13 protein-coding genes and 1 riboswitch are annotated in these 13445 nt (G+C 72.2%); of the genes, 5 read left to right on the top strand and 8 right to left on the bottom strand.

Annotated features, from left to right (window positions below; genetic code table 11):
- Positions 1-75: 75 nt before the first annotated feature.
- Positions 76-217, bottom strand: a riboswitch (cyclic di-AMP (ydaO/yuaA leader).
- A gap of 285 nt (positions 218-502) precedes the next feature.
- The 3 genes from QSK15_RS11100 to QSK15_RS11090 all read right to left on the bottom strand — a co-directional run bounded on the left by QSK15_RS11100 (position 503) and on the right by QSK15_RS11090 (position 3138).
- Positions 503-1270 (bottom strand): hypothetical protein, encoded by a 768-nt coding sequence (locus QSK15_RS11100; protein ID WP_285794083.1) that lies wholly within the window; start codon positions 1268-1270, stop codon positions 503-505.
- A gap of 129 nt (positions 1271-1399) precedes the next feature.
- Complete coding sequence (locus QSK15_RS11095; RefSeq protein WP_285794082.1) at positions 1400-1822, bottom strand: hypothetical protein; 423 nt, start codon at positions 1820-1822, stop codon at positions 1400-1402.
- A gap of 92 nt (positions 1823-1914) precedes the next feature.
- A complete protein-coding gene (locus tag QSK15_RS11090) occupies positions 1915-3138 on the bottom strand; it encodes an acyltransferase family protein (RefSeq protein ID WP_285794081.1) in 1224 nt (407 codons plus the stop codon).
- Positions 3139-3425: 287 nt separating this feature from the next.
- Here QSK15_RS11090 and QSK15_RS11085 point away from each other — a divergent pair, with 287 nt between their 5' ends.
- Together QSK15_RS11085 and pseI are read left to right on the top strand one after the other, a co-directional pair.
- Positions 3426-4586 (top strand): glycosyltransferase family 2 protein, encoded by a 1161-nt coding sequence (locus QSK15_RS11085; protein WP_285794080.1) that lies wholly within the window; start codon positions 3426-3428, stop codon positions 4584-4586.
- Between the two features lie 133 nt (positions 4587-4719).
- Entirely contained in the window at positions 4720-5772 is a 1053-nt protein-coding gene (gene pseI / locus QSK15_RS11080) for a pseudaminic acid synthase (RefSeq protein ID WP_285794079.1), read from the top strand.
- Here the strand turns inward: pseI and QSK15_RS11075 are convergent.
- From QSK15_RS11075 to QSK15_RS11060, 4 genes are read right to left on the bottom strand one after another with little or no spacing between them, the layout of a single operon-like run.
- A complete protein-coding gene (locus tag QSK15_RS11075) occupies positions 5769-6239 on the bottom strand; it encodes a hypothetical protein (RefSeq protein ID WP_285794078.1) in 471 nt (156 codons plus the stop codon). The two genes, pseI and QSK15_RS11075, sit on opposite strands and share 4 nt — an antisense overlap.
- A complete protein-coding gene (locus QSK15_RS11070) occupies positions 6223-6978 on the bottom strand; it encodes an SDR family NAD(P)-dependent oxidoreductase (RefSeq protein WP_285794077.1) in 756 nt (251 codons plus the stop codon). The genes QSK15_RS11075 and QSK15_RS11070 overlap by 17 nt, the downstream gene beginning before the upstream one ends.
- Positions 6971-8236: an AMP-binding protein gene (locus QSK15_RS11065; protein WP_285794076.1), complete on the bottom strand. Its 1266-nt coding sequence runs from the start codon at positions 8234-8236 to the stop codon at positions 6971-6973. Before QSK15_RS11065 ends, QSK15_RS11070 begins: the two co-directional genes overlap by 8 nt.
- Positions 8233-8484: an acyl carrier protein gene (locus QSK15_RS11060; RefSeq protein ID WP_030335845.1), complete on the bottom strand. Its 252-nt coding sequence runs from the start codon at positions 8482-8484 to the stop codon at positions 8233-8235. The genes QSK15_RS11065 and QSK15_RS11060 overlap by 4 nt, the downstream gene beginning before the upstream one ends.
- Positions 8485-8620: 136 nt before the next feature.
- On the opposite strand from QSK15_RS11060, the gene QSK15_RS11055 reads away from it, so the two are divergent.
- Positions 8621-9094 (top strand): GNAT family N-acetyltransferase, encoded by a 474-nt coding sequence (locus tag QSK15_RS11055; RefSeq protein ID WP_285794075.1) that lies wholly within the window; start codon positions 8621-8623, stop codon positions 9092-9094.
- A 102-nt stretch (positions 9095-9196) separates the two neighbouring features.
- Here QSK15_RS11055 and QSK15_RS11050 read toward each other — a convergent pair whose 3' ends face one another.
- Positions 9197-10933, bottom strand: coding sequence for a glycosyltransferase family protein (locus QSK15_RS11050; RefSeq protein WP_285794074.1), 1737 nt, complete (start codon positions 10931-10933; stop codon positions 9197-9199).
- Between the two features lie 365 nt (positions 10934-11298).
- Here QSK15_RS11050 and pseB point away from each other — a divergent pair, with 365 nt between their 5' ends.
- Positions 11299-12282, top strand: a complete 984-nt coding sequence (gene pseB, locus QSK15_RS11045; protein ID WP_285794073.1) for a UDP-N-acetylglucosamine 4,6-dehydratase (inverting) — start codon at positions 11299-11301, stop codon at positions 12280-12282.
- The gene (locus tag QSK15_RS11040; RefSeq protein ID WP_285794072.1) at positions 12279-13436 is read left to right on the top strand and encodes a DegT/DnrJ/EryC1/StrS family aminotransferase; all 1158 of its coding nucleotides are present in this window, start codon (positions 12279-12281) and stop codon (positions 13434-13436) included. The genes pseB and QSK15_RS11040 overlap by 4 nt, the downstream gene beginning before the upstream one ends.
- Positions 13437-13445: the final 9 nt, after the last annotated feature.

Below are 13445 nucleotides of genomic sequence, written 5' to 3'. Positions count from 1 at the left end.
GAATGAGCGGGTGCACCGCCGCGCCGTGGAGGCGAGGGAACAACCGAGGGGTGGAAAGGTGCTGCACGAGGATGGGACTCCTTCCGACACCGCCTACCGGGTTAGCTGACGGATTCGGGCGGGAAGATCGCCCTACCGCGGGCCGTGGCTCGCGGATTCACCCCGGACTTACTGATGGGTCCCCGGTTCGTTGATCACGATTAAGCGGGTCGGTGCGGCGTCGCGTCTTGCGATCGGTTACCGCACCGGACGGGACGACACTACTGGCCGCCCACACGCCCTGCCAAGCGAGGTTCACCTGCGCAAACCTCAATTGGCGCGGCAATTTCTGCGCGTATTGCCGATGATGTGACTCGATGGGACAACCGGTTACGGGCGCGCCTGCGGGCGACAACCGGACAGGCGACGAAGAACGCCACCATAATCGCGGGAACAATGGCGCGGCTCGCGCCCGGCGTCCGATTTCACAATTGCGTGACCGGCCTCACATCACAGATCGGGCTCAACCCGCCCGGAGCGGGCGCCACCGTGCCACGACGGCCGGACGCAACGCCCGGGCCACCGTCCGGCGGGCGGGCGCCGGGTCGGGGCGCAGCCGGGCCGCCGCCGCGTACGCCTCCTCGGCGAGGGTACGAGCCGACTCGGCGGCCAACTCCGCGTCACGCCAGGCGGCCCGCTCACGGTCGGCGGCCACCTGGTAGTCGGCCAGCCGCGCATCCCGGACCACCCGGCTGATCAGCACCTCCTGCTCGACCGGGTGGCGTCGGGGATCCCAGCCGTGCCGGTGCCCGAACACGTCACCGAGCTGCGCCATGCTCAGGTCACCCCGCCAGTACGCCGCCATCGCCGCCCGGTGCAGATAGCGCTCCCGGGCCGCGTACTCGGCGGGGGTGTGCGGGGTCCGTGGGGTGGGCAGCGCCCCGGCGCCCGCGAAGCGACGCGCGGCGGTGTCCGCCGCGTCGTACCCGGTCCAGGCCCGCTCCATCTGCTCCTGGGCGCTCAGCCAGGCGGCGCGTCGCCGCTTGGCTGTCGTCGCCGCGCCGGCCGCGGCGACGGCCACCTCCTCGGCGTAGCGGCGCAGGTCGGCGGCCTCGGCGGCGGCCACCTCCCGAACGGTGGGCGCGGCCGGGAGCGGGTCAGCGGGCCGGTCCCGTTCGGGACGGGCGGCCAGCACGGTGAGCAGGCCCAGGGTCAGCAGGACCAGGGTCGACCAGATGGCGGCGGCCCGCGGCACCTCGGTCACGAACTGGTAGAAGACGACGGTCTCCATGGTCGGCACCTCAGGAAGAGAGCAGTGCGATGGGGCCGCACCGGCCGGCGGGCCACGGAGGGCCACCGGTCGGCGGGTGGGAAGCGGGTGGGGCGACAGGCGCGGCGGCGGGACGATCGTCCCGGTGGCTCAGTGCCGGGGTGGGGCCCGGCAGGCCCGACCGCTCGCACTGTCGACCAGGGGCAGCCGGTCGGACTCCGCCGCGCGGACCGGAAGCACGCCGGTCGCGATGACGCCCGGCTCCTCGGGGAGCGCCCCGGGCGAGTCGACAGCCCAGGCGGGAGCAGCCTCCTCGACGGCGTCCTGTGGGATCGCCGCTGCCGGGCACGCCGCAGCGTGCGCCCCGACGTGCCGACAGGAGGCCGCCAGCGGCCCGACGGCGGCGGAGGCCGACACCACGCTCGACGTTGGCACCGGGCTGGGCGTCGACGCGGCGGCCGTGGCCGGGCCTGCGCCGAGCGCCAGGGCCGCGACGACGGCGAGGCTGGTCAGCACCCGCGTCGCCCAGCGCGCCACCCACCACAGCGGACAGGTGAACGCGACCGGAAGCACGTCCCCACGCTACCGTCACGCCGAGCCGGGCGCACCGACCACGGGCGTGTCGGATCGCGCCGCGCCGACCCGTGTGACCAGGGTGGACGCTGTCAGCGCAGGTCGGCGTACGGTGATCGACCGTTGGCCTGACCGACCTCGTCGGCGGCTCCGCTCTCGGGGGCTGGTGCGTCGCCGTCACCGGCGGCACCGGCCGCGCGTTGCCGGGGGACGGGCGCGGACCGGGCCGGACGGCGCGGTGCGAGCCGGCGCATCATCGGGGTCTCGACGAAGCGGTGCAGCAGCCCGGCGAGGATCAGGTTCGCCACCAGGAAGCCGAGCACCACGGCGGGCCCACGCCAGCCCGCGAAGCCGGTCCCCCAGTCCCCGCTCCACCGCAGCACGCTCGTCATCACCAGCACGTGCACCAGGTAGAAGGCGAACGAGACCTCACCGAGCCAGATCAACGGCCGGGACCGCCACGGCGAGCGCCGACCCCGCACGTCCGCGTCAGCGGCAGCGGTGATCACCAACAGGTACGCGACGGCGAGCAACGTGGTCCACAACTCGGCGCGGATCCACTGCGCGGCCGCCACCCAGGTGACCACGAAGATCGCACTGGCCACGGCCAGACCCGGACCGCGCCAGAGCCCTCGGCGCATCAACTCGGCCGCCACCGCGCCCAACCAGAACTCCAGCGACCGGACCGGCGGGAAGATCTGGGTGAACCACCACCGACTCACCTCCGGCACCAGCTCCTGCGCCGGCCAGAGCGCGAGGATCAGCAGCGGCAGCGCGACGATCAGCGCCCAGAGCAGCTTCGGCCGGGCCCGGCGCAGCAGCGGCAGGGCGAGCGGCAGGCAGAGGTAGAAGAAGAACTCGCAGGAGAGCGACCAGCTGACGGTGTTGATGCTGTAGAACCAGCCCGGCCGGGGATCCCAGGCCTGCAGCAGCAGCAGGTTCTCCAGCGCGGCCGCCGGCAGGACCGGGTCGGCGAACCACCAGGCGACCACCAGCGTCGCCGCCCACAGCACCAGGTGGTTCGGGTAGATCTTGGCGACCCGCCGCCGCCAGAAGGTCAGCCGGGAGTCACCCGGCCGGGCCGACCAGACCAGCACGAAACCACTGAGGATGAAGAAGAACTGCACCCCGGAGAGGCCCAGGGTGAACAGCGCGTCGACCACGGCCTTGTAGTCCGGCTCGGCGATGATCCGCATGGTGCCCGCGTGGAAGCCGAAGACCAGCAGGGCGGCGATCCAACGCAGCCCGGTCAGCGACGGCAGCCGCGGCAGGGCGGGGGCGGGCGGGGCGGCCGACGTCGCGGCGACGCTCGTCATGCCGGGATCCCGGCGCTCGGCAGGGTCACCAGCACTGTCGTAGCCTCCTCGGCGCGGCGTCGGACGGCGCGACGGCGACGCCCGCGACGGCCCGGCAGGGCCGCACCGAGGCACCCTACCGGGTCACTCCCGGGTGAACCGGACGCGTCCCACCCGCCGTTTTCCACGCCACGGCACCGCCCGCCGGTCGGCGTTAACCTTCCGCTGCCCGGGAGTTCAGGGACTCCACCATCGGCGGCAACGTCAGGTTCCGGGGCCGGCCACCCGGGTCGTCGAAGGTGGCGGGCGTGGTCAATGAGCCGACGCACGCACCGCTGCTCAGCATCGTCGTGCCCGTGTACGGCGTCGAGGCGTACCTGTATCAGTGCCTTGAGTCGATCCGGGCCGACATCCCGGCGGGCGAGTCGGACGCGGTCGAGCTGATCGCCGTCGACGACGCCTCCCCGGACGGCTGCGGCGACATGCTCCGCGCGTACGCGGCCGGTCGCGACGGCGTCCGCGTCGTGCACCTGAGCAGCAACGTGGGCCTGGGGCTGGCCCGCAACGCCGGGCTCGACGTGGCCACCGGCCGGTACGTCTGGTTCGTCGACAGCGACGACTGGTTGCCGCCGGGCACCATCGCGGCGGTGCTGGACCGGCTGCGCCAGCACCAGCCCGACGTGCTGATGCTCGACCACCTGCGGGTGCACGAGGACGGTCGGCGGGAGGTCGATGCGAGCAGCCCGCTGCTGCGCGGGATCACCGACGTCACCCGGCTGGCCGATCAGCCGCGCCTGCTGCGGGTGCAGCACACCGCCTGGAACAAGGTGGTACGCCGGGACTTCATGGACGAGTTGGAGCTGCGCTTCTTCCCCGGCTGGTACGAGGACATCCCGTTCAGCCACCCGCTGCTGATCGGGGCCGAGAAGATCTCCGTGCTGGACCGGGTCTGCTACCTGTACCGGCAGGGCCGCCAGGGCGCGATCACCTCCACCCGCAGCAGCCGGCACTTCGACGCCTTCGCCCAGTACGAGCGGCTGATGGACTGGGTCGCCCGGAAACACCCGGACGAGCGGTTGCAGGCTGAACTCTTCGAGCTGATGATCAGCCACTACCTGGTGGTGGTGGGCAACGACGGCCGGATGCACCCGCACCTGCGGCGCGACTTCTTCCACCGGGCCGCCGCGCACTACCGCCGGTACCTGCCCACCGGCGGCTACCCGCTGCCCCCCGGCGCGACGGGGCTCAAGCACCGCCTCGTCGGGCGGGGTGACTGGTTGGCGTACTCGGCGCTGCGCCAGGCCCACCGGGTCGCCGGTCGGCTGCGTCGGCCGGGCCCGGCGGCTGTCGACGGCGGTTCGCCAGCCGTCGACGAGGAACCGGGCCGACGGGCGGACGTCACCCCGACACGCGACGCTGCGCTCACCCCGGAGCGCCGTGACGCGCTGGCCGGTGGCCGGCTGCCGTGATCGACCCCACCGCATTGCAGGTCGAGCGCCGGGGCGGCACCCGGCACCGTGGTTTTCCAGGTCGTCCGCCCGCCGGGTGGACGACGACAGCACCACCGCACTCCGGTGCGGGCGTACCTGAGCAGAGGTCGGAATGACGGCGACAATCAAGATCGGACCGCACGCGGTCGGTGCCGGTGAGCGACCGTTCGTGGTCGCCGAGATGTCCGGCAACCACAACGGCGATCTGAACCGGGCGCTGGCCATCGTCGACGCGGTGGCCGACAGCGGGGCGCACGCGCTGAAGCTCCAGACGTACCGGCCGGACACCATCACCATCGACGTCGACACCCCGGCGTTCCGGATCTCCCGCGGGCACGAGCTGTGGGGCGGGGAGAACCTGTACCGCCTCTACGAGCGCGCGCACACCCCGTACGAGTGGCACGCCCCGATCTTCGAACGGGCCCGCGAGCGTGGCCTGACCGTGTTCTCGTCACCGTTCGACGCGACCGCTGTGGAGCTGCTGGAGTCGCTGGACGCGCCCGCGTACAAGATCGCCTCGTCGGAGCTGGTCGACCTGCCGCTGATCCGACTGGTGGCCAGCACCGGCAAGCCCATGGTGATCTCCACCGGAATGGCGACGGTCGCCGAGATCGACGCCGCCGTGCGCACCGCCCGCGCCGGTGGCGCGGCGGGCATCGTCCTGCTGGCCTGCACCGCGTCCTACCCGGCGCCGGCGGCCGACAGCAACCTGCGCCGGCTGCCGGTGCTGGCCGGTGCGTTCGACGTACCGGTGGGCCTCTCCGACCACACGCCCGGCATCGGGGTGGCGGTCGCCTCGGTGGCGCTCGGCGCCTGCTTCATCGAGAAGCACGTGACGCTGGACCGGGCCGACGGCGGCGTGGACTCGGACTTCTCGCTGGACCCGGCGGAGCTCTCGGCACTGGTCGCCGAGTCAAGCCGGGCGTACGCGGCCCTGGGCGGCACCGCGATCGGCCCGACCCCGGCCGAGCGGGAGGGGCTGCGGTTCCGCCGGTCGCTCTTCGTCGTCGAGGACGTCCGGGCCGGCGATCCGGTGACCGCGCACAACGTCCGCTCGATCCGCCCAGCCGGCGGCCTGCCCCCGGTGGAGATCGACCGGGTCCTCGGCCGCACCTTCACCACCGACGTCCCCCGCGGCACCCCCCTGACCTGGGACCAGATCTAAGCCCCACCCCGCCCAGCCTGGGTGGGGGCGAAGCCGACGGTGACCACCAGGTCGACCACCCGCAGGGTCCGCCAGATCGCCGACCCGTCGGCCGGGGTGCCCAGCCCGTAGCGTCGCCACCAGACCGCGATCGGCACGTCGGCCAGCTTGCCGCAGCACTCGGCCCGGGTCCACCGGGCCCAGAAGTCACCGGTGCCGAACCGGCGGGCCAGAGCCGGGGGCACCGGGGCGCCCGCGCGCTCCGCGTCGATGGCCACCCGCCAGCCGGGCACCGGTGGGCCGTACCAGCCGACGCACCGTCCATCGTCGAGGTGACTACGGGTCACCGCGTCGGCCATCGTGGCCGGTGACCCGATACGCAGGTGCTGCTCGGCGGCGGCGAGCAGCCCCGGCACCGGGCGCGGCACGGCGACGTCGTCGTGCCGCGCCGGCTCCACAACCGGTCGCAGGTCAGACGGAGGCGGCACCGTCCACCACGATGACCTGGCCGTTGATGTTCGTGTGTTCGCACAGCAGCATCCGCACCACCGGGGTGACCTCCACCGGTTCGGTCAGGTGACCGGTCGGGGTGCGGCGCACGATCTGGTCGAGCTGGGTCGGACCGAGCACCGCGGACATCTCCGAGGCGAAGAAGCCGGGCGCGACGGAGTTGACCAGCATCCGGCCGCCCAGTTCCCGGGCCAGTGAGCGGGTGGCCGCGTCCATGCCGCCCTTGGTGGCCGAGTAGGCGACGAGGCCGGGGAAACCGCGCTGCCCGCAGATCGAGGTGATGTTGACGATCCGGCCGCGCAGCCCCTTGGCGAGCATCCGGCGGATCACCAGCCGGGTCAGCTGCAACGGGGCCGTCAGGTTGGTCTCGATGATCCGGGCGATGTCGTCGGTGGCGGTGTGCGCGTGCAGGGAGTCCTGCCCCATCGCGGCGTTGTTGACGATGCCGTCGATCGGGCCGAGGTGCTGCTCCACCTCGCGGATGAAGCTCTGCGCGGCCCGCAGGTCGGTGACGTCCACCGCGCCGACGTGCACCCGGTCGGGGTGTTCGGCGGCGAGCTTCTCCAGCTCCGGGGTGAGGGTGCGGGCAAACGCGGCCACCCGTACGCCCGCGTCGAGCAGGTCGGTGACGATGGCCAGGCCCAGACCACGGGAACCACCGGAGACGAGGACCACGGAGCTGGGTGGGACGAGTTGGGTGTCGGCGGGCTCAGACATCGCTCTTCAGGGTCTCCTTGACGGGAATGTCGGTCAGGACGCGGATGCGGCGCGGCACCGCGTGCTCGGGAAGCCGGTCGGCGCACCAGCGGACCAGCGCGGCCTCATCCGGCACACCGCTGTCGGCGGGGGCGAGGACCACCTCGGCGACCACCATCCGCCCGAGCACCGGGGCCCGGCGGCCGGTCACCCGGGCCCAGGCCACCGCCGGGTGACCGGCGAGCACGCCGCGGACCACACCGGCGGAGACCTTGCTGCCACCGACGTTGATCTCGTCGGAGTCCAGTCGGCCGGTGATCAGCACCCGACCGTCGAGCACCTGCACGCGGTCGCCGGTGCGGACCGGGCCGGCGAGACCGGCACCGTGGTACGGGGAGGTGACCACCAGCTCGTCGTCGTCGACGGAGAGCGTCGGCCGGCCCGGGGTGTCCCGGTCCAGCCAGTCGACCGGGAACCCGGCCCGCCCGTCGTGCACCACAATGGACGCCCCCACCTCCGAGGACGCGTAGATCCAGGACACCCGGGCCGCCGGGAAGACCTCCCGCAGCTGGTCCAGGATCGCCTGATCGACCGGCTCACCGCCGAGGGTGATCTGGCGCAGCGGCACCCGGGCCAGCGCCTCGGCGTCGCGGTAGAGGGTGCGCCGCCAGAAGGTCGGGGTGCCCGAGGCCGCGTCGACCCCGTGCGCGGCGGCCACGCCGGGCCAGTCGTCCAACTCGTCGGGCTCGACCACCACGAGGTGCTGGCCGGGCTGCGTCAACGACAGGGTCACCACCTGCCACCAGGCGTACGTGCCGGGGGCGTACGGGCACAGCCAGGTCCGGCCGGGCTGGTCGATCCGCACGGTGGTCAGCGTGTCGAGGGTGTGCCCGACCCGCTTCGGACGCCCGGTGGAGCCCGAGGTCAGCAGCCAGAGCCGGCCCGGCTCGGCGGTTCGCGGCCGGGCCGGAGGGCTCGGGTGCACGCCGTCGTCGTCGAGGACGCCGACGGTGAACCCGGCCTCCAGCAACTCCGTACGCAGCGCCGCGTCGACCCGGCTCGCGGTGCTGAGCAGAAGCTCGGTGCCGTGCACGGCGTGCTGCCTCGCCGCGCTGAGCGCGTGCACCGCCGAGCGGGCGAGCACCGCCGCCGGGTCGGGCAGCGTGGGCGTCGGCAGCGATCGCCAGGTCAGCGCGGCGCCACCGACGACGAGTCGGTTGTCCACACCGGCCGGCTCCGCAGGCGCGGGGGCGTCGTGGCGCGACGTCGCGACGGTCACTGGTGTTGCAGCTCGACGAGGAAGTCGAGGACGTCCCCGACGGTGGCGATGCGACGCAACCCGGGGGCGTCGAAGTTGAGCTCCTCCCCCGTCTCGTCCTCCACCCGCAGCGCCAGTTCGGAGAAGTCGAGCGACCGGAAGCCGATCTCCCGCAACTGGGCGGCGTCGTCGCCCGGCAGCTCCTTGTCCTGGTTCTTCAACACCTGAGCCATGAGGTCGCGGATCTGCGCGCGACTCAATTCGTTCATGCGCCGCAGTCTACAACCCAACGAATGCGTATCCCATTTCCCGGTAGGCCCGGGTAAGGTGCCGGGGCCCGACGTGAATGGCTAGGAAAGCGAGACGCACGTGCTGCGCGAAGCGACGACGGACGACGTTCATCTGATGTTGTCCTGGCGTAATCAGAAAACCAATCGACAGGTCAGCAAGACCAGTCACGAGATCACCGCCGAGGAGCACGCCCGGTGGTGGTCGGCGGTCCGCGAGGACCCGTCCCGACGGGTGCTGGTGTACGTGCGCGACGACCGACCCTGCGGCGTGGTCACCTTCTTCGACCTGCGGCTGGACGGCCCGCGTACCGGGGCGTGGGGGTTCTATCTCGACGCCGAGGGGCTGGCCGGGCGGGATGAGACGCTGCCCGCCTGGCTGGGGGTCATGCGGGAGGCCGTCGAGTACGCCTTCGACGGTCTGCACCTGGACCGGCTCGACGGCGAGGTGCTCGGTCACAATACCGTCGTACGACAGATGAACCGGCGTTTCCGATTCGTCGAGGGCACCCCGAAACAGGAGCTGGCCGACGGCCGGGAAATCACCGTCATCCCGATTTCCCTGGCTCGGGAGGATCGCCGCCAGCGCTGATTGCCGGACGCTTTCGCGTAATGGACCGGAATCATTAACCGACAGTGCTTCCGGTGGACATCCGCCGTTCACGGACAGCGGTTTCCACCGGGGCATGGCGGATCAGACCCGCCGCCACGCCGCCCAGTGCTGCTCCGGGTTGCCGCCGAGCCGGACGAAGCCGTACGCCGTTCCGTCCCAGTCGTCGGCCTGCCCGGGCGCCCAGCGGGCGAAGACCACCTGCGCCACCGCCGGCGGTCGCCCGTCGCCGAACCACCGCACGTCGGTCCAGGTCACCTGATGGCTGAGGTTGAACCGGAGGATGTACTGCACACCGGTCGAGGCCCACACCCGCTCACCGGGGCGTACGCCGACATCGGCCACCCGGGGCGTCGGCTGGGTGTGGTCGGCTACCGGTCGCACGATCCGCTGGTCGATCACCTGCATCGTGACGAGGTTGGCCACCACGAGGACGCCGAGGATCGGCAGCCGCAGGCGGGGCACCCGGACCGTGGCGACCAGCAGCACGCAGCCGGCGATCCCGACCAGCGAACCGACCACCGGTCGCAGCTCCCGCCAGCCCCCGGTCAACGCCATCAGGTCCGGCGCGCTGAAACCGCCGTACCGCAGCCGGTGGCCCTGGCTGTCCACATAGGCGAGTCGAGCGGCGACCAGCGCACCGCCACCGACCAGCAGCGCCACCGCGACGGCCGCCCGGCGCCGCACCACCCGCCACCCGGCGGTGAACAGCACCCCGAGCCCGACCAGCAGCCAGAACGGCGCCAGCATCTGCACGTAGCGGCCGTAGATGGCGTCCAACGGCTTGCCGGTGATGCCGGACAGGATCACCGACGCGCCGCCGGCCACCCCGACGGTGACCACCAGCGCCACCCCCATCGTCCAACGGCCCGCGTCGCCGTGCCGGGGGCGCCACAGCTCGCGCACGGCACCGGCCCAGGCCACCCCGGCCATCCCGAACGTGATCACCACGAGGTACCAGAGCTGGGTGGTGACCGCCGCACTCGTACGGACCAGCCCCTGGGCGGAGGCGAGCGCCTCGAAGGTGCTGCCGTCGGGGGTGCTGCCGAGCAGGTAGACCCGGCCGCCGAGGTGGCGGATGGCGGCCTCGTTCACGAGCGCCATGGCGAGGACCGGCAGCAGCGCCGCGAGCACCACGGGTGGGCTGATCCGGCGGCGGACGAACAGCAGCAGCACCAGTCCGGCGTGCACGGCCACGATCACCAGGCCACGGGAGTGCAGCAGATGGAACCCACCGACCAGCAGACCGACGGTGGCGGCGGCGACCGGGCCGGGTCGGGCGATCCAGCGGTGCACGGCGAGCAGCCAGGCCACCACGAGCGGCGCCAGCACCGCGTCGATCATGGCGACGCCCGCGTAGAAGGCGGTCGCCGGCAGGGTCGCCGCCGCGACCGCGCCGAGCAGCGCGTACGACCGGCGCAGCTGGAACAGGCGGCGACCGAACAGGTACGCCAGGGGCAGCAGCGTCGAGTTCACCATCGCGTTGATCAGCTGGACGATCCGGTAGCTGTCGGTGAAATCCCGGTCCCCCAGGAACGCCGGCGAGATCAGCATCGGGTAGCCGACCCGACGCAGCAGATCGTTCTCGCTGCTGAAGCCGCCCGGGCCGCCGGCCAGCGCGCGGGCGGTGTTCAGGTAGCTGTCCTCGTCGGTGTGCGCGATCGGCAGCACGATGTGCCGGGACAACCACATCCGCCAGGCCACGCTGAGCACCCACCCGACCAGCAGCACCAGCGGCACCAGCCACCGCCGGACGGGCGGGCCGCTGGGCGTCTCGGCCACCACCACCGGCCGGTCGATCACGTCACTACCGGGTGCCATCAACGCCTCCAGAATTGCCGGCCGGACCAGGCCCCGCGCCGACCCGTCAGGCTCGTCGGCTGACGTCGGTGCTGCACTGGCTGGCCCGCTCGCACCGAGCTGGTGTGGATGTCGGGTGAACGCGGGACCGGGTCGCGCGCACTGCCGCCGGTCGTTCGCGCGGCCACTGTAGCGGTCGGATCCGGCCAGGTCAGCCCACATCCGGGGCGGCCGGAAGTGTTCGCCTGCGCGGTGTCCGGCATTCACAGGAGCAGAGGTTGCGGTTCACCCGCGAGCGCCGAGGAGTTAACCCGCCATGGCTAGCGTGTCACCCCGGTCGGCTGGCCCAGGGCCGCTCGTTCATCCACGAACACGGGAGCACCACATTGAGTGAGTTGAATGGATCGTCCATTCTGATCACCGGGGGAACTGGTTCCTTCGGCAGGACGTTCCTCCGGCACATCCTCAACGAGGCCGACCCCGCCCGCGTGGTGGTGTTCTCCCGCGACGAGCTCAAGCAGTACGAGCTGCGCCAGCAACTCGGCGACGACCCGCGGCTGCGCTGGTTCATCGGCGACATCCGGGACCGGCACCGTCTCACCCGGGCCATGCACGGTGTGGACCACGTGGTGCACGCCGCCGCGCTCAAGCAGGTGGACACCGCCGAGTACAACCCCTCGGAGTACATCGCCACCAACATCACCGGCTCGCAGCACGTCGTCGACGCGGCGATCGAGACCGGCGTCAAGAAGGTCATCGCGCTCTCCACCGACAAGGCGTCCAGCCCGATCAACCTGTACGGCGCGACGAAGCTGGTCGGCGACAAGCTGTTCGTCTCAGCCAACCACTACGCCGCCCAGCACCCCACCCGGTTCGCGGTGGTGCGCTACGGCAACGTGGTGGGCAGCCGCGGCTCGGTCGTCCCGCTGTTCCGTCGGCTGGCCGCCGAAGGCAAGAGCCTGCCGATCACCGACAAGCGGATGACCCGCTTCTGGATCACCCTCGACCAGGCCGTGCAGTTCGTCATGGACTCGTTCGACCAGATGCAGGGTGGCGAGCTGTTCGTGCCACGGATCCCGAGCATGCGCATCCTCGACCTGGTCGAGGCAGTGGCCCCGGACGCCACCACGCACGAGATCGGAATCCGGCCGGGCGAGAAGCTGCACGAGGAGATGATCGCGCCCGACGACAGCCGGCGGACGCTGCGCGCCGAGGGGCGGTTCATCGTCCAGCCGACCATCGCCACCTGGGGTTACCAGGCGCCGGTCGACTGCGACCCGGTGCCGGACGGCTTCGCCTACCAGTCGGACACCAACGACGAGTGGCTCACCGTCGAGCAGTTGCGCGACATGCTCGGCATCAACGGATGACGGGGATGCTCCCGTACGGGCGGCACTCGGTCACCGAGGATGACATCGCCGCCGTGGCGAGTGTGCTGCGCGGCGACTGGCTCACCACCGGCCCGCAGGTCGCCGCGTTCGAGGCCGACCTCGCCCGGTGGACCGGCGGGGTGGGCGTCACCACCGTCTCCAACGGCACCGCGGCGCTGCACGTGGCGTACGCGGCCGCCGGGGTGCGGCCGGGCGACGAGGTGGTGGTCTCGCCGATGACGTTCGTGGCGACGGCCAGCAGTGCCGCCGCCCTCGGCGCGAAGATCGTCTTCGCGGACGTCGAGGAGGAGACGTTCTGCCTCGATCCGGCGGCGGCCGCCGCGGCGGTGACCTCGCGGACGGCTGTCGTCGCGGCGGTGGACTACGCCGGGCACCCGGCGGACTACGACGCGCTGCGCACGTCGATGGCCGGCAGCGACGCGCTGCTGCTCGCCGACGCGGCGCACTCGATCGGCGGCAGGTACCACGGCCGGCCGGTGGGTTCGCTCGCCGACCTGACCACGTTCTCGTTCTTCCCCACCAAGAACCTGACCACCGCCGAGGGTGGCGCCGTCGCCGCGCTGGACCCGCAGATCCTGGAACGGGCGCGCCGGTTCCGCAGCGTGGGCGTGGTCCGCGACCGGGACGAGTTGCGCGTCGAGGACGAGGGCGGCTGGTACTACGAGGTCCACGAGTTCGGGCTGAACTACCGACTGCCCGATGTGCTCTGCGCCCTGGGCCGCAGTCAACTGCGTCGCCTCGGCGAGTTCACCGCCCGGCGCAGCGCCCTGGTCGCCCGCTACGACGACGCGCTGGCCGACCTGGACGGCGTCCTGCTGCCCACCCGCAAACCGTGGGCCGACCCGGCCTGGCACCTCTACCCGATCCGGGTGCTCGACGGTCGCCGCCGCGAGGTGTACGACCGGATGCGGGCCGCCGGCATCGGGGTCCAGGTCAACTACATCCCGGTGCACTGGCACCCGGCCTTCGCCGACCTGGGTTACCGACGTGGCTCCTGCCCGGTGGCCGAGTCGTTCTACTCCCAACAGCTGTCGCTGCCGCTCTATCCGGGGCTCAGCGACGCCGACCAGGACCGCGTCATCGACGCGCTGACCGCCGCGGTGCGGGTCGGCTCGGTGCGTACCGCCGCCTGATGGGAACCT

The organism is Micromonospora sp. NBRC 107095, assembly GCF_030269705.1.
Lineage (GTDB): Bacteria > Actinomycetota > Actinomycetes > Mycobacteriales > Micromonosporaceae > Micromonospora > Micromonospora parva.
Note: the sequence above shows the minus strand (reverse complement) of the source record. Positions and strands in the feature narration are given on the sequence as shown.

Coding starts and splice junctions, on each gene's coding strand:
- QSK15_RS11100 (WP_285794083.1), bottom strand. CDS start 1,270: ATGGAGACCGTCGTCTTCTACCAGTTCGTGACCGAGGTGCCGCGGGCC.
- QSK15_RS11090 (WP_285794081.1), bottom strand. CDS start 3,138: ATGACGAGCGTCGCCGCGACGTCGGCCGCCCCGCCCGCCCCCGCCCTG.
- pseI (WP_285794079.1), top strand. CDS start 4,720: ATGACGGCGACAATCAAGATCGGACCGCACGCGGTCGGTGCCGGTGAG.
- QSK15_RS11070 (WP_285794077.1), bottom strand. CDS start 6,978: ATGTCTGAGCCCGCCGACACCCAACTCGTCCCACCCAGCTCCGTGGTC.
- QSK15_RS11060 (WP_030335845.1), bottom strand. CDS start 8,484: ATGAACGAATTGAGTCGCGCGCAGATCCGCGACCTCATGGCTCAGGTG.
- QSK15_RS11055 (WP_285794075.1), top strand. CDS start 8,621: ATGTTGTCCTGGCGTAATCAGAAAACCAATCGACAGGTCAGCAAGACC.
- QSK15_RS11050 (WP_285794074.1), bottom strand. CDS start 10,933: ATGGCACCCGGTAGTGACGTGATCGACCGGCCGGTGGTGGTGGCCGAG.
- QSK15_RS11040 (WP_285794072.1), top strand. CDS start 12,279: ATGACGGGGATGCTCCCGTACGGGCGGCACTCGGTCACCGAGGATGAC.